Genomic DNA, 23,210 nt, shown 5'->3' on the forward strand with positions numbered 1-23,210 from the left:
AAGCCGGATACTCTGACGCCGACGCGGCCGCCTTGCAGAAGGAAGCGGAGTTCTACGGCGAGATCCGCTCCGCCATCAAGAAGCACTCGGGCGAGGAGCTCGACATCAAGCCTTACGAAGCGGATATGCGGCATCTGCTAAATACCTATGTCCAAGCCGACCCGGCGGCCGACTTGGGGGAGCTGGACCAGCTCCCGCTGACCGAGCTCATCATCGAGACGGGAATCCACGACGCAATTGCGCGAAAGCTCAACGAGAAGGGCAAGCTCACGAAGAATGCCATTGCCGAGGGGATCATCAACAACGTCCGCAAAACAATCATCCGGGACCAGCTCACCGATCCCCGATTCTACGATCACATGTCGAAGCTTTTGGACGATCTGATCAAGCAGAGCCGGGCAGACGCAGCCGCCTATGAGGAGTTCCTCCGCAAGGCGGAAGAGCTGGTTAAGAGGCTGGCTTCGAAGCAACCCGACGCGGGCGTTCCTTCAGCGCTGCATGGCAAACGGGAAGCGACGGTCGTCTTCAACAACCTCGCGTCGATATCGGCCTCTACATTCCAGTGCCCTGCAAATGACGATGACAAGGCCGCACTGGCCCTGCGGATCGATCTGGCCGTTAGGGAACGCGCACCCGCGGGGTGGAAGGGCGACCAGGCACGCGAGGCGCAGGTACTCAATGCTCTGTTTCCCATTCCCGACCGCGATCGCGATGCCACGTTGGCGCTGTTCGAGATCATCAAGAATCAGCCGGGTTACTGATGACGGAAACGATCCAGCTCGGCGACATAACCATCGCGATGACCCGCAAGGGTTTCTGGATCGATACTGTGATCCTCATCAGCAAGGACGAGAACCTGACCAAGAGCCACGCTCGCTATGTCGAGGCTTGCCTGATCCGCGGCGTTGGGAGCAATCCTCGCTGGACTATCCCCAACTCGCGGACACCGTCCGACGACGCCGGCAAGCTGCCTCTGCCCGAGCGCGCCGCGATGGAGGAGTTCGTGGATCAGACAAAAACGCTAGTTGGTGCGCTTGGTTGGGATCTGTTCCGTGAAATTCGCGGGCGAACGCCAGATCCGATGTTGGAGCGGGATCTGCCGAAGGCTAGCGCCCATGAGAGCCCCCGGTTTTTCTTTCGTGGCGAGGGGTTCACGGCTGATATGGAGATCGGGCCATCCGGGGACTTTGTCGTTGCAGCCGGATCGAAGGCGAGAGTTCGAACGACGCGAACAATTCCGAGAGGCACAGTTACCCTCAGGAACACCCTCATAGAGAAGGGCGTCCTTCGCGAAGAAGGTGATTTCCTCATCTTCACAAGCGACTACAGCTTCACGTCCGCATCTGCCGCAGCTGCGACCGTCATCGGCGCGAGCGCAAATGGCCGAATTCTCTGGAAGCTTCCCGATGGACGCACCTACGCGGACTGGGAGACGAGCCAAGACGTATCGAACGGGACTTCCAGCTGACATTCACCAGAGAATGGTCCAGGCGTTCGATTTCTGTTCCATAGCGGCGAATGCCACTGAAATCGAAGTGATTAGCTGTGCCAGTCAAAAATTGACGCATTTTCAGCCACTTGGATAGAATTCACTAAATCCGCGCAGGCAACAGGTCCGGAGAATATCGGCCCCGAGAGACCGCTTCGGGGCCTCGCGACGGCAGGGCCAGTGCTCAGCCCCTCCCGCATAACCCTCGAAAACAACGAGAAAATCCGGCCGGAACCGGATCGGGAGAACGCTTTCGCAGGGGCAAGTGGCGGAGCGAGAGGGATTCGAACCCTCGAGACGGTTCCCCGCCTACACACTTTCCAGGCGTGCGCCTTCGACCACTCGGCCACCGCTCCGTGAGCGGTGGTCTAGCCTGCGTGGCGGCGCTGTGCAAGTCAGAGCTTTGCAATCCGCTTCTGTAATTCCGCCAGTTGCCTGCGGATTTCCTCCATATCGCCGGCATCGCCGGCGCGGGTGCCTTTCCCCGAGGATTTGGATGCACCCGTTTCCTCTGCTCCCTCATCCGCCATACCGTCGGATTCGGGTCCGGAACTGCCCGGCCAACCGCCCATCATCGCACGCAGGAACATCTGCTGCTGGCGCTGCATCGCCTCGAAACCCGGGACGTTGCTCATCGGGTTGGGAATCGTCGCCATGTTTTCCATCAGCTTCGACTGGCTCTCCCGCAATATCTCGAAGCTTGCCGCGAGAAACTGCGGCACCACCGAGTTCGTGCTGGAGGCATAGCTGCGAACCAGATCCGTCAGCACGTCGATGGGCAAAACACTCTCGCCGCGGCTTTCATGCTCGGCGATGATCTGCAGAAGATATTGCCGGGTCAGATCGTCGCCCGACTTCAGATCGACGATCTTGACCTCGCGCCCGTCGCGGATAAAGGCGGCGATATCCTCGAGCGTGACGTAATCGCTGGTTTCGGTATTGTAGAGCCGTCTGCTGGCATAACGCTTGATCAGCAGCGGGGCAGATGTCGTGGCCATTGGGGCCCCTTCTCTTGATCCGTTTTCGCAATGATGGGTCCAGCGTCGCGAAAAGGCAAAGGAAAAAGGACAATATACCAACCGGCCAATAACGTCCGGACATGAAAAAGGGGCGGAAAACCGCCCCTTCACAGGATAACATGCCAGCCGATTACTTCGCGGCGGCAGCGGTGGCCTTCTTGACGGCGGCCTGAGTTTCGCGCGTGGCTTTTTCGGCGACTTTCTGAGTTTCCGCAGCAACATCCTTGCCGGCGGTCAGCATCAGGTCGACGGTGTCCATCTGCACTTTCTTGGCCACTTCGGCGAAGGAAGCCATGTGCTCGGCGGCGACTTCGGCCGAAGCCGAGGCGAAATCGGTGACCGCCTTGGCGTAATCCGAAGGCTCTTCCTTGGTCGCGGTCAGCTCACCCATGCGGGCGATCGTGTCCTTGGCCCACTGAGCCGAGATTTCTGTCGAACGCTCGGCAGCGCCCAAGGTGATCCTGGCCAGCTTTTCGTTCAGCGCGTTTTGCGACTTCACGGCCTCCTGGAAGGACGAGGTGTCGATGGGGAAGTTGGCCAGAATGTCCTGGAAGGTTTTCGAGAAATCGGGGGTTTTGGTCGCCATGTCGTTTACTCCGTTTTCAGCGCGATGTGAGAGGGAGGGAGGAGGAGATCCGTATCACCGCGCTATCAATTTATCGTGGCGTCAATATGAATGCTGCGACGCAGCATTTCAAGATTTTTTTCTGCAGTGCAGCAAAAATTTCATTTAACCCTATGCCAAATGCCGGGATGTCAATTTAATTCAAATACTCAAATGGGTTACAAGGCACGCTCATGGACGTAACTGCCCGGAGCGGGATCGCATTCCTCATCCGGATGGCGCGCGTCGATCATCCTGCCCGCCCTCGCAGCCAGCCATTCGCCCCAGGATGGCCACCAGCTTCCTTTGTGGAGAGTCGCTGATTCGCGCCATCCCTCGGCACCGTCGGCAAAGCCGGATTCGCCGGTATAATGACCATACTTGTCCCGGCCAGGCGGGTTCACGATGCCCGCGACATGCCCGGATTCCGACAGGATGAAGGTCTTCTCTCCCGATCCCATCTGCGCGACGCCGCGCCAGCAATCGGTCCATGGCGCGATATGATCGCCCTCGCAGGCAACCGAACAAAGCGGCACCTGCACATCGGCAAGCCGCAGCTTCTGGCCAAAAAGTTCGAACCCCTCCCCCGCGAAATCATTGGCCTGGCAGAGTCCGCGCAGATACTGCATCGCCATCTTGCCCGGCAGATTGGTGCTGTCGCCGTTCCAGAACAGCAGGTCGAAGGCCGGCGGGGTCTCACCCATCATGTAGCTGCGGATGGCTGGCCCCCAGACCAGGTCATTGGCGCGCAGAAAGCTCATCGTGCGCGACATCAGCGGCGCTTTCAGCAACCCGTGACGCCTGATTTCCTCTTCGATCCCGTCGACGAAATCATTCTGCAGGAAGGCCGTGAACTCGCCGTGATTCGAGAAATCCGTCAGCGTGGTAAACAAGGTGGCGCTGTTCACCCGGTCGTCACCGCGCCTGCTCAACAACGCCAGCGTCAGCGACAGGGTCGTGCCCGCGATGCAATAGCCCACCACGTTCAGCCTGCGCTGGTCGGTCAGGTCGCGCACCTTGTCCATCGCCTCCAGGTAGGCGGCGACATATTCCTCCATCCCGAACTCGGCATAGCTGGCATCGGGGTTTTTCCAGCTGACCACGAACAGCGTATGCCCCTGCCCTACCAGCCAGCGGATCAGGCTGTTCTGAGGCTTCAGGTCGAGGATGTAGAACTTGTTGATCCAGGGTGGAAAGATCAGCAAAGGTGTCTCATGCACCCTGTCGGTGGTCGGATTATACTGGATCAGCTCGTAAAGCGGCGTGCGATGCACCACCCTGCCCGCGGCGGTGCCGATATTCTCGCCCACCATGAAAGCTTCGCGATCAGCCAGCGAGACGATCATCTCGCCGCCATGCTGCTCGACATCGCGAACAAGGTTTTCCAGCCCCCTCACAAGGCTTTCGCCCTCGGTCTCGATGGCCTTTTCCAGCGCGTCCGGATTTGTTGCCAGGAAATTGGTGGGCGACATCATGTCCACGATCTGCTCGGTCAGCCAGTTCACCCGGCGGCGCGCGGTTTCATCCGGCAGTTCCAGCCCGTCGGCGGCACGCTTCATCGCATCGGCATTGATCAGATACTGCTTCCTGACAAAGCTGAAATAGGGATGGCTCTGCCACAGGGGGTTCCTGAAGCGCTTGTCGGCCGGTGGCCCCTCCTCCGGCGCGACCGGATGCCCCTTGGCCAGCGAAAACTGCGCATTGGCGTAATTTTTCAGCGTTTCACCCCAGAAATTCACCTGCTGCTCGATGATTCGGGTGGGCTGCTCGGTCAGGGTCCTCATCCATGCGTTCGCGGCGGTCACGTAGAGATCCGGCCCCGGTCCCTCGACTCCGGGATTATGCGGCTGCCGCTCGGACAGGGCCGCCATGAGCCGGCGGCTCAGCGTTTCGATCCGTTCGACATTTTCCGCCAGTTTCTGTGCCGAGGGAGCACTCATCGCGAGACCGGGAAAATCATGTCCGGCATCGGTGGCCTTCGTGCCCTGCCCGGCGGCCTCACTGGCGCGGGCCGAGGCCGCCTGCTCCAACCGGGTCTGCTCGCCCTTGGGTCTGGCCGCCGGCTTGGCGGTGCCGGATTCCGTTCGGGAGGTGCGGCTCGCCGATGTCGCGCTGGCGGATTTGCGGGAACGGGAGGGCTTTGCGGCGGTCTTTGTGGCCGGTTCTGACGTGGTGGAGGCTCTCGCGGGTTTCGCGGCGGTGCGGCGCTTCTGTTTCGATTCACTCTCCCCGGCCGCCTCCGTTTTCAAGGGGTCAGGCTTAACAGAAGTTACCCGTTGGGCAGCATTCGAATTAATCTTATTGCTTGCGCGCCTTGCCATGCCCCGGTTCCCCCCCTAATAACACTTTAATGATACGCGCAGAATTGGCACAGCGTAAAGTTGGGTTTTGTTCTTTCGGATATCCGCTTTGGGACTGTCCCGATTGCCGCGACGCAGCAAAGGTGGACGTTATGGCGATGAAGGGTTTCAAGGAAATCGTCTCCTACGACGCGATGGAAACGATTCGGAACACCAATGAATGGCTTGGTGCGACGGCACGCGCTTTCGCCTCCAATCCGATATTCGCTCTCAACCCGCATCCGGGCTTTCGGTTGATAAGTGCATGGGGGCATGTCACCGAACGCAGTTTTGCCCGCATGGTGGTCAAGCCCGATTGGGAAATCCCGCCCATCTCCGGTGAGGATGGAGAGGATCATATCGTCTATGTCGAGCCGGTTCTGGAACGCCCCTTCGGCGACCTGATCCATTTCCGCGTCGCCCGCCGCGAGCCACGGCCGCGCAAGGTGCTGCTGGTGGCGCCGATGTCCGGCCATTACGCGACCCTGCTGCGTTCGACCGTGACCTCGCTGCTGCCCGATTGCGAGGTCTATGTGACCGACTGGCACAATGCCCGCGACATCCCGGTCAGCAAAGGCAAGTTCGACATCGAGGATTACACCAATTACCTGGTCGACTTCATTCGTCATCTGGGCCCGGACACCAATGTCATCGCCGTCTGCCAACCTGCGCCCCTGGCGCTGGCCGCCACCGCCATCCTCGCCGAAGAGGATCCCACTGCCCAGCCCCGCAGCCTGACGCTGATCGGCGGCCCGGTCGATCCCGACGCGGCCGCGACCGATGTCACAGATTTCGGCAATCGCATGACCATGGGGGAACTCGAACATCTGGTGATCCAGTCCGTCGGCTTCAAATATCGTGGCGCGGGCCGCAAGGTCTATCCGGGCCTTGCGCAACTGGCGTCATTCATCGCGATGAATGCCGAGACCCATGCCGGGGCCTTCATCAACAAGATCTTCAACGAAGCACGCGGCACCGCCAGCGAAGGCGACAAGCATAATCGTTTCTATGACGAGTATCTCGCCGTCATGGACATGACCGCGGAATTCTACCTCTCCACGGTCGAGCGTATCTTCAAGAATCTGGAAATCGCCCAGAACCGCTTCGTGGTGAACGGCAAGCAAGTCGATATCGGCAAGATCACCGATGTGGCGATCATGACGGTCGAGGGTGCGAATGACGATATTTCAGCCCCCGGGCAATGCGTCGCCGCACTGGCTCTCTGCACCGGTGTCCCCGAGGCAAAGAAGGCCCAGCATCTGGAAGATGGGGCGGGTCATTACGGTATCTTTGCCGGAAAATCATGGCGGCTGAATATTCGCCCGTTGGTCCTCGATTTCATTGATGAACATTCGACCATGCCTGCGGAAACCCGCCGCAAGCGCCGCCGCAGCCGGAACGGCAAATCCTCCGATTGCGGCATAAATGACCCGGTCAGCGACAGCCGGAAGATCGCAGTCTGATCTGGTCTCCTGTTTCCCGTAACGCCGGACCCTGACTGTCGCCGGAAGGTGTTTCGAAGCAGTGACCCGCAAGCGGGACTGACGACCACGCTGGTATTTGGACGGGGGCAAATCATGCCCCCTTCCACCTGAGAGGCAAGGCTGATTTCACCCCTTCTTCTTGCCATCCGTCTTGCCGCGCGCTTCAGTCGCGGCGGCGATTGCATTGGCGGCCTCGTCCTGCATCTTCTGCGCGAAGGACACCATCTGCGCAGCATAAGCCTCTGCCCAATCAGCGAAATTCCCGCTCTTCATGGCTGCCGAGCGCATCTCTTCACCCTTTTTCTGCATGTTCTGGAATTGCTCTTCCCAGGCAGCCTGCATGGTCTCCCACTGCGCCCGCACATTCTCGCCCGCTTCCTCGAAATAGCCCTGCATCTGCCTGTTCAGCTCTTCCTGGCGCTGCATGGCGGCTTCCTGCCATTTGCGGGCGCTGGCCATCATATCGTCGCCCTGGGCGTTCATCTGCTCCTGCCATTCGCTGACCCGCGCTTCGAAAGAGCGGGCATTCTCGGCAAGGCTAGAAAACATGTCGGACAGTTTCATTACCATTCTCCCTGCGGGGCCACGGCCCGGCGCAACAGGCGCCATGACAAAGCCCGCCCCTCGCGTTTCAGCCTGCTGCGAGAGGCGAGGTTTGTCAAATATGGATCAGCGATTGTCCTGCTGCGCCCTGACATTGCGCCGCCCGAGTTCCGAGATCCGGTAAGCGCTGCCGGATCTCGACTCGATGAAACGCTTTCGCCTCAGCTTCCGCAACACGTCCAGCGTGCAGTTTGCAAGCACGAAACCCTCGCGCGTGAAACACTGCGCTTCGACGATCCGGCCGTTTGGTCCGCGCCGATAGGTAATGCGCCCACCCTGCGCCAACGCGTGCAGCACGCGCTGTTCATTTTTCGAGATATTCATGAAAGTAGCCTGTTTTCAAAACCACATATGCATCAGCACACCACAGACTCACTGCGGTTGCGGATGCCAACTATCGCCCTTTCATCCCAAGGCGATTGTGGTTTTACACAAGCTCCAACATCGACAATTCCCTGCGCTCAAGATTCCGAGCAACAAGCGGATTAGCACGCGCCTCGCCACGGATCAAGATTCGCCGAAGGGGCGGACCCAATGCCTCGCCCTCTCAAACTGCTCAAGCCATCCGCCTGGTCCGAGGTCGCGGACCAGCGAGGATTGTCTCATCCGCGCGAGGAACGCCGGGTTTCACCCCCCGCCTTGCACCGGCGTATCCGCCGCCTCACCCCTTTGCCGCTCGATCTCGCGCCAGCGGGCGACATTGGCGTTATGCTCGTCCAGCGTCTGCGCGAAGGCATGCCCGCCAGAGCCGTCGGCCACGAAGAACAGGTAGTCCGTTTGTGCCGGGTTCAGCGCGGCCCGGATCGCGGCACGGCCCGGATTGGCGATCGGCGTTGGCGGCAGCCCGTCGATGCGATAGGTGTTGTAAGGCGTGATCTGGTTCAGTTCGGACCGGCGCAACCCGCGGTCAAGCACCCCCTGCCCATCGGTGATGCCATAGATCACCGTCGGGTCGGTCTCCAGCCGCATGCCCTGCTCCAGCCGGTTGACAAAGACACTGGCAACCTGCGGGCGCTCCTCGGGGATCCCTGTCTCTTTTTCGACGATCGAAGCCATGATCAGCGCCTCTTGCGGAGTCTCGTAAGGCAGGCCGAAGGGACGCGCCTCCCATTCCTCGGCCAGAATCGCTGCCTGCCGTTCGGCCATCCGCGTCAGGATCGCGGCACGCTCCTCGCCTTTCTCGATCTCGTAGGTATCGGGGGCAAGGCTGCCTTCCTCTGGCATCTCGCCGATCTCGCCGATCAGGAAATCGGCGGCTTTCAATCCTTCGACCACCTGCCAGCTCGTCACTCCCTCGGCCATGGTCAGGCGCAACCGGACGTCCTTCTTGTCTTCTGCCGCTGCAATCGCCTCGGGTGCTTCCTCGACAGCCGGATTGTAACGCGCGCGTTCCTCGTAGACGCCGGTCTCGGGATTGATGTCCCGCAACAGCATGGTGTTTTCGCGCACCCCGATGCGCAGGATCACCTCTGTCCCGCAGGTCGAGGGTCCGCCCCTGGTGATCGTCCCGACGATGTCCTCCATGCTGGCGCGGGGCGGCATCAGATAGCTGCCGAAACGCAGATTGCGCGCCTGTTCCATGTAATCAGCACCGGCACGGAAGATATAAGCGTTGGATATCGCCCCCTGTTCGGCCAGTTGCTTGCTGACCGCGTTCAGGCTGGCCCCCGGCGCGATCTCGACGCATTGCGCGATCTCGCTCGGCCCCGGCCCGGTGAATTGCTGCTTCGCCCAGGCCACCGCCGCCGCAGCGGCGATCAGCAACACGACCAGCAGCGTGAAGAAATTCGAGGCGATATTGCGCCAGATCATCCATCAACCTTTCCCAGCACGAGACTGGCATTGGTACCGCCGAATCCGAAAGAATTCGACAAGGCCACGTTCACTTTGCGGCGAACGGCGGCATTGGCGGCAAGATCCAGCTTCGGCTGAACGGCCGGATTATCCAGGTTGATCGTAGGAGGGCAGATCTGGTCACGGATGGCCAGCACGCAGAAGATCGCCTCGACCGCGCCCGCCGCGCCCAGCAGATGGCCGATGCTCGACTTGGTCGAGGACATCACGGCATCTTTCGCGCTCTCCCCCATCAGCCGCTCTACCGCGGCAAGCTCGATCGTATCGGCCATGGTCGAGGTGCCATGCGCATTGATGTAATCGATCTGTTCCGGCCCGATCCCGGCGCTGCGCAACGCGTTTTGCATCGCCCGGTAACCGCCATCGCCATCCTCTGCGGGCGCGGTGATGTGATAGGCGTCGCCCGACAGCCCGTAGCCGATCACCTCGGCATAGATTTTCGCGCCGCGCGCCTTGGCGTGTTCATATTCCTCCAGAACGACGACCCCGGCGCCCTCACCCATAACGAAACCGTCGCGGTCCTCGTCATAGGGGCGGCTTGCGGCCTGCGGATCATCGGCGCGCTTGGTAGAAAGCGCCTTGCAGGCGTTGAAGCCCGCAATCCCGATCTCGCTGATCGGCGCCTCGGCGCCGCCTGCGATCATCACATCGGCATCGCCCAGCATGATCAGCCGCGACGCGTCGCCGATCGCATGAGCGCCGGTCGAGCATGCCGTAACCACGGCATGATTGGGCCCCTTGAAGCCGTAACGGATCGAGACCTGGCCCGAAATCAGGTTGATCAGTGCGCCGGGGATGAAAAAGGGCGATACCCGTCTCGGCCCGCGCTCCTTGATCAGCACCGCCGTCTCGGCGATCGAGGTCAATCCGCCGATCCCCGAGCCGATCATCACGCCGGTGCGGAGCCTTTCCTCTTCATCCTCGGGTTCCCACCCGGCATCCTTCACCGCCTGCTCTGCGGCGGCCATGCCGTAAAGGATGAAATCATCCACTTTTCGGCGATCCTTGGGCGCCATCCAGTCATCGGGGTTGAAGGTTCCGTCGCTACCGTCGCCGAACGGGATCTCGCAGGCATATTGCGTCGCCACATCCTTGGGATCGAAGCGCGTGATCGGTCCGGCCCCCGACTTGCCGGCCAAAAGCCGTTCCCATGTCGCCTCTACGCCCGAGGCGAGCGGCGTGACCATCCCCAGACCGGTGACAACAACCCTGCGCATGCGCGTATCCTTCAAGCAAATCCTCGTTCCGGACCTGATACACGGGCGCACGGAATCGCGCAACGCCGCTTGATGAACCCCATAGTTCGGAGGCCCCGCACGTCGGCGCCGGCAAGATATTTGAACAAAGAAGAAGGGACAAGAGCGATACAGGCCGGCCATCGCCTCGGAAACAACAGGCCCGCGCCCCGGCATCGCCGGGGCGCGGGCCTTGCAGGATATCGCGGGCAAGGCCCGAAAAGCGCCCGCTTTAACCTGCCGTCAGCAGCGGCAGGTTATTGCGCGCATGGCGCATCCCGATCCTGCGCCCCACCCTGCCGTTACCCAATAGGCGCGCGGATACGGGTACAGCCGCAGCTTCGCCACCATTGCGCAGTTCGGGAAACAGCGTGAAAATTTCCTTCCGCGCCGCCTCGCCCAGGGCCTTCAGTGCTTCAGAGCCGGTATAGAGGCTTTCGGTTTCGGCGCCATTCGCCATGACGACCTCATGCCGGTCGAACAAGATGTGGAAATATTCAACTCCGGCGACATCCGTGGCGATCTCGATACCGTCGATGTCCAGCAGATGCGTTGCCGCGACCAGAACCTCCATTGCCCCGAACATCCGCTGCGCGATCTTCGAACGCACCAGCACGCGATGCTGCGGGCTGACCAGAAGATCATGCGCCGGCCGGTTCTCACCCAATGCATTCCGGCGGATGCGAATCGGCAGCAGCTTGGGATTGCGCTGCAACTCCAGGCTCGACAACTCGCGCGATCCGATCCAGCGGATCGGCTGCATGCCATTGTCACTGGTCAGCACCATGTCCCCGACCCGAAGTTTCTCGATGGCCACCGCGCCGCGATCCGTTTCGATCAGCGTACCCCGGGCAAAGCAGGGGAAAGCCGCGCCACTATCCGAATCCATGATGGTCGATGCGAGAAGCGCACCCCTGCCACCGTTCAGCGGAAACTCCCCATCAGAGGAGGTATATCCCGCATCCAGACCAGTAGGCTGGCCATGCTCATCCATCGCGGTGCCAAGATTGTCCATGAAGTTCTGGTCGAATTCGATCAGCAACTCTTGGGAACCGCTCTGCGCAGGCTGCAGAACCGCGAATTTCCATGTCCCGGGGATATAGACCCGCTCTCCGTCCTCGAAGGTCACGAACATGTAATTCGTCCCCCCGCCAGCGGTGTAATAGGGGGCCTGGTTGCCCGTATCCTCGTACTTGATGTTCTGGGCCAGATATTCCGTGCCATCCACATAAACGGGCACGTTGTCATATTCGTGCGGCTCCTGTTCCCCTGTATTGTTATAGGGGTTGGCGGGATCGTTGGTATAGGGCAGCCGATTTTCCGTGCCAGCGGCATCGGCGGTGACTTCGACGGTCTCGCTTTCCCAATCGGCCCTGAATTTGAACGTGGCGTATTCCGTCGGGTAGGAAGAGCTGGGCGCGAGCTCACGATCAAACTCGGTCATGGTGAGCAGGAAGTGATTTCCGGGCATATAAGGCCTCTACTGTTTAAATCGGTCTCCATGAATCACCCCCCCGGAAACGGACGAGTGAGAAAATTCGGCATATGAAATACCAATCCGACGCAAAACAGAATCACGGTTAACAGTCAAGAGAAGGCAACTTCTGGTTGTATTAAATTTTTTTTTCACCTTAAAATTGACCTAAGTTGTTCGAAGCGTCACTGCGAAACGCCTGCGTGGAATCAGGGATCAATGGCCCAGCCGCCGGCCGCCCCCATCATGCAAATGCTCGATGGCGGATCTCTGCGAGGCCCAGATCGCTTGCTAAAAGAAGTATCCCGGCCTCAGATCAGCCCTTCCGACCGGAAATCCGCCCGGATGTCCCGCTCGGGCCGGGGACCGACATGGCTGATCACTTCGGCCGCAGCGATGCAGCCCATTCGTCCGGCGATCTCCAGCGGCGCGCCGCTGGCGAGCCCATAGATCAACCCGGCGGCAAACTGGTCCCCGGCCCCGGTAGCATCGACCGGCACCACCTTGTGCACCGGTGCAAGAACCCGCTCACCCGCGCGGATCAGGATCGCATCCTCGCCCGAGCGCGTGCAGATCACCGTGCCGCAATCCGCCACGGCCTGCTTCAGCGCGGCTTCGAGATCCTCGGTCTGATAAAGCGAAGTCCATTCGTGAACATTGCCGATGACATAATCCATCGGTCCCGCCACCAACCGCCGGAAATCCTCGCGGTGACGATCCACACAGAAAGGATCGGACAGGGCGATGCCCGCCAGCCCGCCGGCCTCGTGACAGCATTTCGCAGCCTTCAGGAATGCCTCTTTCCCCTTGGGCTTGTCGAAGAGATAACCTTCCAGGAACAGCCAGCCGGCGCCCTCGAACACTTCGGGCGAAACATGTTCGGGCCCCAACTCGGTCGATATGCCCAGATAGGTGTTCATCGACCGCTCGCCATCCGGCGTCACCAGGATGATGCTGCGCGAGGTCGGCAGGACATCGCCCCTGACCGGGGGGTTGACGAAACGTGTTCCCGCATTCTCAGTCTTTTCGGCATAAGTCCGGCCCAGGCTGTCATCGGCGACCCGCCCGATAAAGGCCGTGCGCAGTCCCATCGCCCCGATCCCGGCCAGCGTGTTTGCAACGGACCCACCCGGCACCAGCCGCGCCTGCGCCCGGCCCGGCCCGTGATCGTCAGCCTGCGCGGCCATCAGGAATTCTGATCTCTCGCGCTCGATCAGCTGCATGATGCCCTTCTCGACACCCAGTTCCCGAAGCCGGGCATCATCAGTGGGCGAGATCACGTCCATGACCGCATTGCCGATGCCGATCACATAAGGGGTGGTCATTGGGTCTTCTCCTCATAAGGGCACAGGTCGGCGATGGTGCAGACGCCACAGCGCGGGCGGCGTGCCTGGCAAATATAGCGGCCATGCAGGATCAGCCAGTGATGGGCATGGTTCTGGAAACGCACCGGCACGTTATCCTCGATCGCGCGCTCTACCGCGTCGACATCGCGGCCCGGAGCCACCCGCGTGCGGTTGCCGACCCGGAAGATATGCGTGTCCACCGCCTGCGACGGATGGCCAAAGGCGCAGTTCAGCACCACATTCGCGGTCTTGCGCCCTACCCCGGGCAGGCTCATCAGGGCGGCGCGGCTATCGGGCACCTCGCCGCCATACTCATCTACCAATATCTGCGACAAGGCGATGACGTTCCTGGCCTTTTGCCGGTAAAGCCCGATCGTCCTGATATGCGCGGTCACGCCCTCAAGCCCCAGTTCCAGCATCCTGGCGGGCGTATCAGCCACGGCGAACAACCCCTTGGTCGCCTTGTTCACCCCCACATCGGTCGCCTGCGCCGACAGCGCCACGGCCACGACCAGCGTATAGGGATTGGTGAATTCCAGCTCGGTTTCAGGATGCGGATTCGCCTCTGCCAGCCGAGAAAAGATCGCGACCTGATCGGCAAAGGGCAAGGCAGGGGGCAGGCGGCGTGATTGAACCATGACGCTGCGTGTTTTGACCCTACCCGCGCCGCAATGCAAGCTACCGATACCTAAAATCCGGAGGAAATCGTCTCGTTATCCAGCGGCAGGATCATCTCGACTTCCGGCTCACCCCGGCTGTTGGTCACGCCCGCTCGTCCGGTGCCGCGAAACCCGATGCGCCGATACAGCGCCTGTGCCGCCCGGTTCGCCGCCAGCACATGCAACCCGACCGACCCCATTCCCGCCATTGCCGCATCCCGCAGAACCGCCCGGATCGCCGCCTCGGCATAACCGCGCCCGCGCGCCTCGGGCCGGGCAAAGACCGACAGCAGCCAGCCGCGCCGCGCATCCCGTGGATCCAGTCCCGCCTGCCATGACGCCACTGCCAGCGCCCGACCGATCTGGTCGCCCGCCGCGAATGTCGGAACCGCTTCAAGCCGCGCCGCGAAATCCGTCAGCGGCCGGTCCCGCCATTCCGAAAAGGTCGCATCGAAAGCCTCGGGCGCATCGCGCAACGATGCCAGCCGGATATCGCGCCACTCGGCGGCGCGGCCGGTATCAAGACGCCAGACTTTCACCATGGCAGCTTCTTCTTTGCGATAAATACCTGGATCACCCGGCCAGATCACTCGGGATGCGACGGCGCCTTTCCCGACGGGGCAAGATAGGGCCGGGTCACATCCCGCAGATCGAGATTGATGCATTCGACCTCGGCCGCCAGCGTGCCGTCCCCGGCGAATTCCAGCGACAATCGCCCGGTGCCGTCCTCTCCCGGTTTCCAGCTCAGCGCCAGCAGTTCCAGCACCATGTCGCCATCGCGGTCGATCCCGTCGCTGCGCAGATCCAGCACGTCATTGACCACCAGAAGCGCCCTGACCCGTTCGAATCCCCGCCCCTCGGCCCGCGCCTGCTCGGCATCCTCCCAACGGAAACGGTTCAACAGCAGTGCAAGGCGCCGGGCCTGCGCGTCATAGCTGATCTCCGAGGCGGGCAGGATCGCGTCCTGCACCAGCGACGAGATTATCCGCAGATCGGCCTCGTCCTCGGCCTTCAACGCCATCGGGCGCGGATCGGCATCGGCAAAACGGGCGTCTTCCACCATTCCTCACTCCTCTTTCACGCGCTCGATATGGGCACCCACGCCGCGCAGCTTGCGCACGACATGTTCGTAACCACGATCGAGATGATAAACGCGGCTGATCGTGGTCTGGCCCTCTGCGGCCATTCCCGCAAGTATCAGACTGACCGAGGCGCGCAGATCCGTCGCCATGACCGGGGCGCCGCGCAATTCCTCGACCCCGGTGACCCTGGCCTGACCTCCATGCACCTCTATCTGCGCACCCATCCGGGTCAGTTCCGGGGCATGCATGAAACGGTTCTCGAAAATCGTCTCTTCCAGCGTGCTGGTCCCCTCGGCCAGGCACATGAGCGCCATGAATTGCGCCTGCAGATCGGTGGGAAAGCCCGGATAGGGCTCGGTCGTCACATCGACGGCCCGCACCCGGCCATTGCGGCGCGCGACCTTGAGCCCCCGCGGAGTTTCCTCGACGCTGATCCCGGCCTCGTCCAGCTTTTCGCAGAACGCCGCCAGCAGGTCGATCCGGCCGCCCAGCAACTCGACCTCGCCGCCGCACATGGCGGGGGCCAGCATATAGGTTCCCAACTCGATCCGGTCGGTCACCACCGGATGCGTCGCCCCGCCCAGTGAATCGACGCCCTGGACGGTGATCGTCTCCGTCCCCTCGCCCTCGATCTGCGCGCCCATGCGGCGCAGGCAACGTGCCAAATCAGCGATCTCCGGCTCGCGGGCGGCGTTTTTCAGCACGGTGGTGCCACGCGCCAGCGTTGCAGCCATCAGCGCGTTCTCGGTCGCGCCGACCGAGACCAGCGGAAATTCGACCACCGCACCCCGCAACCCGCCCGAGGGCGCCTTGGCATAGACATAGCCGTCGCGAAGGTCCAATTCGGCCCCCATCGCCTCAAGCGCCTTGAGATGCAGGTCCACCGGCCGCGCGCCGATCGCGCAGCCGCCGGGCAGCGAGACCTCGGCCCGCCCGTCCCGCGCCAGCATCGGCCCCAGCACGAGGATCGAGGCACGCATCTTGCGCACGATGTCATACTCGGCGCGATGACTGTCCAGCGCATGGCTGGAAAGCGACAGCACCTTGCCATCCTGCAGGCTGGCCACCTCGGCGCCGAGGCTTTGCAGCAGCACGGTCATGGTGCGGATATCCGACAACCGCGGCGCATTGGTCAGCGTCAGCGGCTGATCCGTCAAAAGCGTCGCGGGCATCAGCGTGAGGCAGGCATTCTTTGCCCCCGCGATCGGGATTTCCCCCTGCAGGGGACCGTTCCCCTGAACGATGATCTGGTCCATTCTAGCTGTCGTCTCCGCCTGTATCCTTGCCGCCGCCGGCTTCGTTGTTTCCGGCCTCGTTGTTTCCGGCCTCGTTGTTCCCGGTATCCGGCGCATTCCGATCCGAACGGGCCCGCGCCTGCGCCTTGCGGCGGGCCAGGTTGGCGCGCAATGCCGCGCGCAGCCTGTCCTCGCGGGAACCGGCCTCACCTTCGTTCCTGCCCTTGCCGGGCCTGCGCCTGTCTTTCGACCGATCTGCCATCCGATCCTGTTACCGCCCCCACGCGCGACAGTCCAGCGATGCCGTAACGATCCTTGCGGCAGGAAGCTCCGGGATTTTTGCGATGCCCCCCTTGCGCGAATGCTCGGCTTTGTCTAAACGCCCTGCACGGCGCTGCGGTAGCTCAGTGGTAGAGCACTCCCTTGGTAAGGGAGAGGTCGAGAGTTCAATCCTCTCTCGCAGCACCAGAAATTCTATATATTTCAGAGTCGTAACCAACAACATGAATTCTGCAAATCTTCTCGATGCAGAATTTTACGTGAACATATCGGCAGAAAACGGACGGCATCCGTACAAATCCGGTACAGTATGTTCTTGGTTCATTCACGTGTGGCAGCCTGTCGAAGGGACGTTGCAGTTTGCAGGAAGCTGAGACAATACCACCCCATGAAAACGACCCACGACGACAAGACGTTCACCTTGATCGGCCGGTATTGGTTGGTTTCCTATCCGATCGAAGAGCTGGGCGAGCAACGGGAATTTTATCGCCGCCAGCGAGAGAAGTTCCCAAAGCCCGGCACGAGCTGTGATGCCACGATCGCCGAGCTCGAAAAGCTGGCGGAAGAGATCGAAGCATAGAGGTTTCGGTTACCCGGCGCTCTCCAGGTCATCGCGCTGATAGAAGGGCTTCTATCCCTCTTCTACCCACTCTTCCTCGGCATGCCCCTGCCCATCATGCACGATAACCCGCACCGGGCCTTGGTCACTATCGCCCGATCCTTGGCGTTCTCGATCGCATCATCCCGGCCCCCAAAGGCCAGGTCGCCAGCTCCTGACGTCGATTCCCCCACTTCCCAAGCGGCGAGGAGAGCAACCTCCTGATCTCGGGGACAAAAAAACCTACCTGGAATTTGGGCATGCCGTATACTTAGGGTTCAACGCCCGAGATCACGCGAAACCCAAAATTTGTGAGGAAATCATGGCTGCAGATACGGTAATTCGCGGAACCTGGGGTTCCGATTCCATTGATGGCACCGCAGGCGCCGATCGCGTCTACGCTTATGACAATCCTGGGCAAGAATATGATATCGTAAATGGCCTTGCAGGCAACGACACCATTTACGGCGGCAGGGGCCATGACTCGCTGTTTGGGGGTGAGGGCGATGACCGGATCCACGGAGAAGCCAGACTTGACTATATCTACGGCGGCCTTGGTCATGATGCTTTGTACGGGGGCCACGGAACTGACCGGATATACGGCGGCGACGGAATGGATACCATTTCCGGCGGAGATTTTGGCGACGTCCTATATGGAAATGACGGAACTGATCTAATTCATGGCGGCCTCGGTAATGATCAAATATCGGGTGGTGCTGGGGCTGATACGCTGCTCGGAGGGGCGGGGGAAAACTGGCTTGACTATCAGGATAGCCCCATCGCAGTCACAATTGACCTGGCAAACGGGACTGCGTCTGGTGGTCACGCAGATGGGGACTTCTACTCCGGTTTTCATGGCGCCTTTACTAGCGAATGGGATGACCATCTAACCGGTGATCACAAATCAAATTCGTTTAACGGAATGAATGGAAACGACACAATATTTGGCAAATCCGGCGATGATTATTTGAATGGTGGACCTGGACAGGATCTATTAATTGGAGGAACCGGAAACGACCTCCTATGGGGACATTTGGGGGATGATGCAATACGCGGATCTGCGGGTGACGATGATATCGAAGGGTTTGCCGGAAATGACCGAATGGAGGGAGGAAACGGAGCAGATAGCCTTACAGGCGATGAGGGCAACGATACACTAACAGGTGGAGACGGGGCCGATATGTTTTTCTGGAATTACCGCTCGGATGACGCCTATTTAGACGACGATATAATTAATGACTTTGAGGTGGGTGTAGATACGATCATAATATCTGGAAGCAATTACTATGACATAACCCCTGATGACGTTACTTTTTCTGAAAATGAAAACGGCACACTGATTACTTTGACGCCAACTGGGGATACGTTTTTCGTATCGGGTGCTAGCGCCGATCAACTGAGTACGTTTGACGACATCGAGTTCTGGTAATAATCAATGCATCGAGCCCGGCCTAGCCGGCGATCGGCGAGAATGGTGCACGGTGAGGCGAACAGTTGAGCTCACCGCCTCACCCGTTTTCACCAAAGGGCATAACCCGGCGCGCCTTCACAGCGCGTCTGCTTCCGCCAACGCCTCTGACAGGCGATCTCGCCCGATGATCGCGTCCAACCGTTCCCGTAGCTTCGCCCAGGCCATCTGTTCTAACTGCGTCTACGTGGGACCGAGACGGCGGATCACCGCAGGCCGCTGGTCGGAAAGAGGATCGTCAATCCCCAGATCTCGCGATTGAGAGATCATACGCTGCCTGTGATCTTACTGCGCGAAGAGCAGATGGGAGGTATCGGCATGGAAGTGCTATCAAGGATTATCGCAGCGAACGGCAAGGAGGCTTGGTCGATCGTCTTCATCCCGGATGAATTGCACATCTACATCGGTCGTGCAGCTCGTGGCGCGATCCCTGACCCATTGGAAAGGGATACGGTCGCAGAATTCCTGGTGTGGTTGCCGAGAAACAAGCTGCACCGGAAAGCGTAATCCAACTTTATTGAAATGCTGAATGAATTTCTTCGAAGCGCTTCGTGATTCTCGATCCTGCGATGAGTAATTTTACACAAGCAATCGGACGCATAGAATTTCTGTTCAGCACGCACTTTATGACCGTTCAGGCATCGTAGCCCGGAAACTCGATGCCCGACGGCAGGGAGTTGCAAGCATTTGACCCCGCCGTCTGCCCCCAGTCATTGCGCACAGGGTTCCTTGATCAAATCCCCACTTCAAGGCCCGGAACAGGAATCTTGGTTCCGAAAACAGTCACCGTGGCATCGATGGTGACGGTGGCACTGTCTTGGTCGGAAGGTAAATCAACATCCGTGGCACCGCCAACAATTCCCGTTACGGTGTTCACGGCAGCGTCAACGACACCCGTCAGGGTATCTCCCAAGCCACCGCCTCCGACAGCGTCGAGTTCTGCATCGGTCAGGGAACGCATTTCGGTTGAGGTACTCTGCATGATTTATCTCCAGGATGGTTTGCTCAACAGTTCAATAACAGAAGGCATCCATGGAACCGGCTCAAGATCGGACATCGCTTTCGTCTGACACGGTTCTGATCACCGATCAGACCCATGGATTCTTCACAGCCATCGACTCTAAAATGCGTTAAATTAACCTCATCACGCGCCTCATGACTGACATGGGCGGGTACGAATGCTGATGTGATCGGCTGCCTATGCAGCCTGCTCAGCGCGACATCTCCGAAGCTGGAAGCGATGGCCGCACGGTGCCGGATGGGAATATGGGTGTCAAGTCAGGCATTTGTCTCATTTTGAGTATCCCGCTTACGGCCTTGCCTGTTTCCACCAATGGGGCAGAGCGGATCGCGTTTCATTCCCGCAATCACCTTGTCACCTGCCTGTCGTCTCCGCCGATTAGCCTGATCGCCGATCTACATGGCTTTCGGTGGAGGAAATCATGGCGGGCGATTCCGGTTCCGAGGCGGATGGCGCGGGTTCCGCCGGCAAGGGCGGCAGAAACGGGAGCGCTGACGCGACGGGCCGCGCAGCGGACAGCAAGAGTCTGGGCGAGGCCGGAGCGCGCACATCCGAGGCGATGGCCGGAGCCAATGTCCGCAGCAGCATGGCCGCGCATGCTCCCGGCGCGCTGCAGGGCGCGGCGGACACGCTGGATCCGAATGACGACCCCGATACCGTGGACCGGGCGATGAACGGGCTGGACAGTTTCAACGGCACGCCGGAGAGCCGCGCGGCGGCGGCCGATGCCGAAGCCGCCGCTCAGGTCAGGGCTACGCCTCTCGAAGATCCTGTCATGCAAAGAATGCGGGAGGATGTGGCCATACAGCTTGGCCAGGCGCAGGGGCGACAAGCTGCGGCGGGCGGTTGGATCAGCGACATGGCTGACGGTGTCGCGGAGGCGGTCGAAACCGGTTACGAGATGGCGGTTGCCGGGATCGAGGACGTGACCGGCCTGATCGCCAACGATTATGCTGCCAGGCAACGCGCCGATCTGCAAGCCCGCGCCGATGGGCTGGCGGCGGCAGCGCAGGAGGCCATCGACAACCCGGAGGCGCTGGCCAGGGCGCTGGCGGAATCCTACGAGACGCGCTTTGCCGCCGCCGATGCGCTGGAGCGGGCCTATCGCGACGGCTACGCGGATCTCTCGGTGTTGCAGGAATCCGCGCGGATGCGGGCGGAGGCGGAGGCCGAGCTTACCATCCTGGGCGTGGAAACTGCCGGGACCGTCATTGGTGCCGGTGCCATCGCCAAGGGATTGCGGGCACTGGATGTCGCGGAAGATCTCGCAGATAGCAATCTGGGGACGCTGATAGCGAACAGGGCTGCGCGGGACGGGGCGGTAAAAGCTGTCGCCGATGACCTCGCTACCGAGACGGCACCGGCCGGAAAGCTCACCGTCGCGGAAGTCAGGCAACGCATCGACACCAAGCTGGCGCGCAGGACACCGGGGATCGCGACCGGGACCGGAGTGCGCATCGATGGTGACTGGCTGCGCGAGAGCATCCGCACCGGCACGGGTGCGCCGATCCCCGACCGGATCGCTGCCAAGCTGGCGGGGCGGGACTTCAACACCTTTGATGACTTTCGGGAAAGCTTCTGGCAGGAGGTCGCAGCCGATGCGGAATTGGCGGTGCAGTTTGACGAGATCAAGAATCTTCCGCGTCTTCGCGCAGGTAAGCCACCGATTGCTCCAAGGCACGAACATCAGGGAAAAACCGTGTGGTTTGAACTCGATCATATTGAGCCGTTGTTTAAAGGCGGGCCGGTCTATGATATGGACAACCTGCAAGTTCTGACGCCACGCGCACATACTCGCAAGAGTGTCGAGGAAAGAAAATGACCGCGAAAGATTTACTTAGAAAACCTACACTTTCCGAGTATACGCGGGCTGAATTTTTGGCGCTCGTCGAACGTATCAGTGACCCCCATGCGGGGACCGATGAGGAAGATGGAGATTTTGTCAGCCACTTCAATGAAATAGTTCCTCATCCGTCCGGTAGTGATCTATTATTCTGGCCGGAGGAAGGTGCCGATAATTCATCTGAAGGCGTAGTTACCGAGATCGAGCGCTACTGCCGCGAAAACGGCCTGCCCAGTTTCAAGGATGCCTGACGGCAATAGCTTGCAGAACGAACCTCACCGCCGCACCCGATTCTACCAATAGGGCAGCACGCGGCGCGCCTTCACATTGCCCCCGCGCACTCCAGAGCCTCCGACAAGCGATCCCGCCCGGTGATGGCATCCAGCCGCTCCCGCAGCTTCGCCCGCGCCATCTGTTCCAGCTGTGCCTGCGACGGCCCCAGCCTGCGGATTGCGCCGGGCACCGACATACACACATAATCCACGATCTCGCCGATCGCCCGATCCGGAACGGCGACAGCCGGGGGTTTCTGCAACGTGTCGATCAGCAGTTCAGCACCGCTATGGAGAGCCCGGTGCAGCGCTTCGCGGTGCTTGGCTTCGATTTCGATCCGTCAGCGTTCGGGCAGACGGCGGAAGAACCATCCAAGCGCCCCGAGGATGAGCCATGTGGCATAGTCCACGATGATCGGTTGCAGGATGTTCTGGATGCTGTCGATGATGCTCATGATGTGATCTCCATGAAAAAAGCGGCCCCGATGGACCGCCTGTGTTGCGTTAATTTTGCCGTTGCCAGCTGCACGGGCCTCTGCTTACTTGCGCCTGCGTTATGATATTACGCCGCTGACGTGGCAGCCGGAGCTTCAGAGGTCACACATGACACGAGCGATTTTCTTTATCCTGACTGCTGCGTTGGCAGCATGTTCATCCTCAAACGGAAAAGTCACAGATCCTCGGGCCACAAACCTCGGAGAACTCCGGCTGTCCTGCAAACAGGGCAACCGTGCCGCCTGCAGGACGGTCGCGCAAAACGATGCGCTGCTCTGAACAAGCATTGTGAGCGGCGTGTAAACCCACCCATCACTCGCCATCGAGTGCAGATAAGCACAGGCGTTGTTCGGCGGTGCGGCGGTTCACGAGGCCCTGCACCACCTTTCCCCCTGCCCTGTTCCACCGCGGCAAGCCATGCTCAATCTCATTCGGGAGATTTCCGAAACCGTCCAACTCGCCAACAGGATCGCAAACGGATCTGGCAGCAACGGGCCTCGTTGGTCGGTCTTTATCACCAACCGCAGTTTCGTTGCCCAAGTATTCACCGGGTGTTCATGGTTCTGGCGCTCTGCGGCGTTCCCTTGCCCATCCCAGCCGAAATGGCGGCCGATACCGTCTGGACCATCGCCAGCGGCCTTACGGTGGCGTGGGCCGGGCTAGAACGGGCTAGGGTCCACCTGGGGCTTTGTTGCGCAAAAGGAGCTTTGGGTATAGTTCCCCTTTTCTTGGACAGACTTATCCTACGGCCATTGTCATGGGCGTGCCGAGAGCTGTGTAACGGTTCATGACGGCGCAGCGGATTTGTATC

General features: G+C 60.4%; 25 protein-coding genes and 2 tRNA genes. 9 read left to right on the plus strand and 18 right to left on the minus strand.

Annotated features, from left to right (window positions below):
* Window positions 1–32 precede the first annotated feature (32 nt).
* Together C9E81_RS14850 and C9E81_RS14855 are read left to right on the plus strand one after the other, a co-directional pair.
* Window positions 33–761 carry a hypothetical protein gene (locus C9E81_RS14850; protein ID WP_166461910.1) on the plus strand — a complete coding sequence of 243 codons (729 nt, stop codon included), beginning with the start codon at window positions 33–35 and terminating at the stop codon, window positions 759–761.
* Complete coding sequence (locus C9E81_RS14855; protein ID WP_243698670.1) at window positions 761–1,468, plus strand: DUF4357 domain-containing protein; 708 nt, start codon at window positions 761–763, stop codon at window positions 1,466–1,468. Before C9E81_RS14850 ends, C9E81_RS14855 begins: the two co-directional genes overlap by 1 nt.
* Before the next feature lie 287 nt (window positions 1,469–1,755).
* Here the strand turns inward: C9E81_RS14855 and C9E81_RS14860 are convergent.
* The 4 genes from C9E81_RS14860 to phaC form a co-directional block, all read right to left on the minus strand.
* Window positions 1,756–1,845: transfer RNA gene (locus C9E81_RS14860), tRNA-Ser, on the minus strand.
* A gap of 39 nt (window positions 1,846–1,884) precedes the next feature.
* Window positions 1,885–2,487, minus strand: a complete 603-nt coding sequence (gene phaR, locus C9E81_RS14865) for a polyhydroxyalkanoate synthesis repressor PhaR (RefSeq protein WP_122113132.1) — start codon at window positions 2,485–2,487, stop codon at window positions 1,885–1,887.
* 151 nt (window positions 2,488–2,638) lie between these two features.
* Window positions 2,639–3,094 carry a Phasin gene (locus C9E81_RS14870; RefSeq protein ID WP_122113133.1) on the minus strand — a complete coding sequence of 152 codons (456 nt, stop codon included), beginning with the start codon at window positions 3,092–3,094 and terminating at the stop codon, window positions 2,639–2,641.
* Window positions 3,095–3,291: 197 nt separating this feature from the next.
* Window positions 3,292–5,052, minus strand: coding sequence for a class I poly(R)-hydroxyalkanoic acid synthase (gene phaC / locus C9E81_RS14875; RefSeq protein WP_243698678.1), 1,761 nt, complete (start codon window positions 5,050–5,052; stop codon window positions 3,292–3,294).
* Between the two features lie 512 nt (window positions 5,053–5,564).
* Here phaC and phaZ point away from each other — a divergent pair.
* On the plus strand, window positions 5,565–6,914 hold the full coding sequence (phaZ, locus tag C9E81_RS14880) for a polyhydroxyalkanoate depolymerase (protein WP_243698671.1): 1,350 nt from the start codon (window positions 5,565–5,567) through the stop codon (window positions 6,912–6,914).
* Window positions 6,915–7,061: 147 nt separating this feature from the next.
* Here the strand turns inward: phaZ and C9E81_RS14885 are convergent, their stop codons facing one another.
* The 11 genes from C9E81_RS14885 to C9E81_RS14935 all read right to left on the minus strand — a co-directional run bounded on the left by C9E81_RS14885 (window position 7,062) and on the right by C9E81_RS14935 (window position 16,685).
* Entirely contained in the window at window positions 7,062–7,499 is a 438-nt protein-coding gene (locus tag C9E81_RS14885; protein WP_122113135.1) for a hypothetical protein, read from the minus strand.
* A 105-nt stretch (window positions 7,500–7,604) separates the two neighbouring features.
* Complete coding sequence (locus C9E81_RS14890) at window positions 7,605–7,862, minus strand: YjhX family toxin (RefSeq protein WP_122113136.1); 258 nt, start codon at window positions 7,860–7,862, stop codon at window positions 7,605–7,607.
* Between the two features lie 303 nt (window positions 7,863–8,165).
* The gene (mltG, locus tag C9E81_RS14895; RefSeq protein ID WP_208021193.1) at window positions 8,166–9,347 is read right to left on the minus strand and encodes an endolytic transglycosylase MltG; all 1,182 of its coding nucleotides are present in this window, start codon (window positions 9,345–9,347) and stop codon (window positions 8,166–8,168) included.
* Entirely contained in the window at window positions 9,347–10,609 is a 1,263-nt protein-coding gene (gene fabF / locus C9E81_RS14900; RefSeq protein WP_122113138.1) for a beta-ketoacyl-ACP synthase II, read from the minus strand. The genes mltG and fabF overlap by 1 nt, the downstream gene beginning before the upstream one ends.
* Before the next feature lie 250 nt (window positions 10,610–10,859).
* Window positions 10,860–12,098 (minus strand): Hint domain-containing protein, encoded by a 1,239-nt coding sequence (locus C9E81_RS14905; protein ID WP_122113139.1) that lies wholly within the window; start codon window positions 12,096–12,098, stop codon window positions 10,860–10,862.
* Between the two features lie 314 nt (window positions 12,099–12,412).
* Complete coding sequence (locus C9E81_RS14910; RefSeq protein ID WP_122113140.1) at window positions 12,413–13,426, minus strand: adenosine kinase; 1,014 nt, start codon at window positions 13,424–13,426, stop codon at window positions 12,413–12,415.
* Entirely contained in the window at window positions 13,423–14,085 is a 663-nt protein-coding gene (gene nth / locus C9E81_RS14915) for an endonuclease III (RefSeq protein ID WP_122113141.1), read from the minus strand. Before nth ends, C9E81_RS14910 begins: the two co-directional genes overlap by 4 nt.
* Window positions 14,086–14,135: 50 nt before the next feature.
* Window positions 14,136–14,648 (minus strand): GNAT family N-acetyltransferase, encoded by a 513-nt coding sequence (locus C9E81_RS14920; RefSeq protein ID WP_166461925.1) that lies wholly within the window; start codon window positions 14,646–14,648, stop codon window positions 14,136–14,138.
* A gap of 44 nt (window positions 14,649–14,692) precedes the next feature.
* Window positions 14,693–15,169, minus strand: coding sequence for a DUF2948 family protein (locus C9E81_RS14925; RefSeq protein WP_122113143.1), 477 nt, complete (start codon window positions 15,167–15,169; stop codon window positions 14,693–14,695).
* 3 nt (window positions 15,170–15,172) lie between these two features.
* Complete coding sequence (murA, locus tag C9E81_RS14930) at window positions 15,173–16,444, minus strand: UDP-N-acetylglucosamine 1-carboxyvinyltransferase (protein WP_122113144.1); 1,272 nt, start codon at window positions 16,442–16,444, stop codon at window positions 15,173–15,175.
* Between the two features lies 1 nt (window position 16,445).
* Window positions 16,446–16,685: a hypothetical protein gene (locus C9E81_RS14935; RefSeq protein WP_122113145.1), complete on the minus strand. Its 240-nt coding sequence runs from the start codon at window positions 16,683–16,685 to the stop codon at window positions 16,446–16,448.
* 131 nt (window positions 16,686–16,816) lie between these two features.
* Between C9E81_RS14935 and C9E81_RS14940 the strand changes: the two genes are divergently transcribed.
* From C9E81_RS14940 to C9E81_RS14955, 4 genes are all read left to right on the plus strand, one after another.
* A tRNA-Thr gene (locus tag C9E81_RS14940) sits at window positions 16,817–16,891 on the plus strand.
* Between the two features lie 199 nt (window positions 16,892–17,090).
* The gene (locus tag C9E81_RS14945) at window positions 17,091–17,282 is read left to right on the plus strand and encodes a hypothetical protein (protein ID WP_122113146.1); all 192 of its coding nucleotides are present in this window, start codon (window positions 17,091–17,093) and stop codon (window positions 17,280–17,282) included.
* A 340-nt stretch (window positions 17,283–17,622) separates the two neighbouring features.
* Entirely contained in the window at window positions 17,623–18,729 is a 1,107-nt protein-coding gene (locus C9E81_RS14950; RefSeq protein WP_122113147.1) for a calcium-binding protein, read from the plus strand.
* Window positions 18,730–19,026: 297 nt separating this feature from the next.
* Window positions 19,027–19,275, plus strand: a complete 249-nt coding sequence (locus C9E81_RS14955) for a hypothetical protein (RefSeq protein ID WP_122113148.1) — start codon at window positions 19,027–19,029, stop codon at window positions 19,273–19,275.
* Window positions 19,276–19,501: 226 nt separating this feature from the next.
* Here C9E81_RS14955 and C9E81_RS14960 read toward each other — a convergent pair whose 3' ends face one another.
* Window positions 19,502–19,750 (minus strand): hypothetical protein, encoded by a 249-nt coding sequence (locus C9E81_RS14960; protein ID WP_122113149.1) that lies wholly within the window; start codon window positions 19,748–19,750, stop codon window positions 19,502–19,504.
* Window positions 19,751–20,210: 460 nt separating this feature from the next.
* Here C9E81_RS14960 and C9E81_RS14965 point away from each other — a divergent pair, with 460 nt between their 5' ends.
* Together C9E81_RS14965 and C9E81_RS14970 are read left to right on the plus strand one after the other, a co-directional pair.
* A complete protein-coding gene (locus tag C9E81_RS14965) occupies window positions 20,211–21,611 on the plus strand; it encodes an HNH endonuclease family protein (protein WP_122113150.1) in 1,401 nt (466 codons plus the stop codon).
* The gene (locus C9E81_RS14970; RefSeq protein WP_122113151.1) at window positions 21,608–21,883 is read left to right on the plus strand and encodes a bacteriocin immunity protein; all 276 of its coding nucleotides are present in this window, start codon (window positions 21,608–21,610) and stop codon (window positions 21,881–21,883) included. Before C9E81_RS14965 ends, C9E81_RS14970 begins: the two co-directional genes overlap by 4 nt.
* Window positions 21,884–21,954: 71 nt before the next feature.
* Here the strand turns inward: C9E81_RS14970 and C9E81_RS14975 are convergent, their stop codons facing one another.
* Together C9E81_RS14975 and C9E81_RS23690 are read right to left on the minus strand one after the other, a co-directional pair.
* On the minus strand, window positions 21,955–22,167 hold the full coding sequence (locus C9E81_RS14975) for a hypothetical protein (RefSeq protein WP_122113152.1): 213 nt from the start codon (window positions 22,165–22,167) through the stop codon (window positions 21,955–21,957).
* Between the two features lie 544 nt (window positions 22,168–22,711).
* The gene (locus C9E81_RS23690) at window positions 22,712–22,939 is read right to left on the minus strand and encodes a glycoside hydrolase family protein (RefSeq protein ID WP_425010648.1); all 228 of its coding nucleotides are present in this window, start codon (window positions 22,937–22,939) and stop codon (window positions 22,712–22,714) included.
* Between the last annotated feature and the right edge of the window lie 271 nt (window positions 22,940–23,210).

The sequence above is a fragment of the Paracoccus alkanivorans genome, assembly GCF_003697785.1.
Taxonomy (GTDB): Bacteria; Pseudomonadota; Alphaproteobacteria; order Rhodobacterales; family Rhodobacteraceae; genus Paracoccus; species Paracoccus alkanivorans.

Coding starts and splice junctions, on each gene's coding strand:
- C9E81_RS14855 (WP_243698670.1), top strand. CDS start 761: ATGACGGAAACGATCCAGCTCGGCGACATAACCATCGCGATGACCCGC.
- phaR (WP_122113132.1), bottom strand. CDS start 2,487: ATGGCCACGACATCTGCCCCGCTGCTGATCAAGCGTTATGCCAGCAGA.
- C9E81_RS14870 (WP_122113133.1), bottom strand. CDS start 3,094: ATGGCGACCAAAACCCCCGATTTCTCGAAAACCTTCCAGGACATTCTG.
- phaC (WP_243698678.1), bottom strand. CDS start 5,052: ATGAGTGCTCCCTCGGCACAGAAACTGGCGGAAAATGTCGAACGGATC.
- phaZ (WP_243698671.1), top strand. CDS start 5,565: ATGGCGATGAAGGGTTTCAAGGAAATCGTCTCCTACGACGCGATGGAA.
- C9E81_RS14885 (WP_122113135.1), bottom strand. CDS start 7,499: ATGAAACTGTCCGACATGTTTTCTAGCCTTGCCGAGAATGCCCGCTCT.
- C9E81_RS14890 (WP_122113136.1), bottom strand. CDS start 7,862: ATGAATATCTCGAAAAATGAACAGCGCGTGCTGCACGCGTTGGCGCAG.
- fabF (WP_122113138.1), bottom strand. CDS start 10,609: ATGCGCAGGGTTGTTGTCACCGGTCTGGGGATGGTCACGCCGCTCGCC.
- C9E81_RS14905 (WP_122113139.1), bottom strand. CDS start 12,098: ATGCCCGGAAATCACTTCCTGCTCACCATGACCGAGTTTGATCGTGAG.
- C9E81_RS14910 (WP_122113140.1), bottom strand. CDS start 13,426: ATGACCACCCCTTATGTGATCGGCATCGGCAATGCGGTCATGGACGTG.
- nth (WP_122113141.1), bottom strand. CDS start 14,085: ATGGTTCAATCACGCCGCCTGCCCCCTGCCTTGCCCTTTGCCGATCAG.
- C9E81_RS14920 (WP_166461925.1), bottom strand. CDS start 14,648: ATGGTGAAAGTCTGGCGTCTTGATACCGGCCGCGCCGCCGAGTGGCGC.
- C9E81_RS14925 (WP_122113143.1), bottom strand. CDS start 15,169: ATGGTGGAAGACGCCCGTTTTGCCGATGCCGATCCGCGCCCGATGGCG.
- murA (WP_122113144.1), bottom strand. CDS start 16,444: ATGGACCAGATCATCGTTCAGGGGAACGGTCCCCTGCAGGGGGAAATC.
- C9E81_RS14935 (WP_122113145.1), bottom strand. CDS start 16,685: ATGGCAGATCGGTCGAAAGACAGGCGCAGGCCCGGCAAGGGCAGGAAC.
- C9E81_RS14945 (WP_122113146.1), top strand. CDS start 17,091: ATGAAAACGACCCACGACGACAAGACGTTCACCTTGATCGGCCGGTAT.
- C9E81_RS14950 (WP_122113147.1), top strand. CDS start 17,623: ATGGCTGCAGATACGGTAATTCGCGGAACCTGGGGTTCCGATTCCATT.
- C9E81_RS14960 (WP_122113149.1), bottom strand. CDS start 19,750: ATGCAGAGTACCTCAACCGAAATGCGTTCCCTGACCGATGCAGAACTC.
- C9E81_RS14965 (WP_122113150.1), top strand. CDS start 20,211: ATGGCGGGCGATTCCGGTTCCGAGGCGGATGGCGCGGGTTCCGCCGGC.
- C9E81_RS14970 (WP_122113151.1), top strand. CDS start 21,608: ATGACCGCGAAAGATTTACTTAGAAAACCTACACTTTCCGAGTATACG.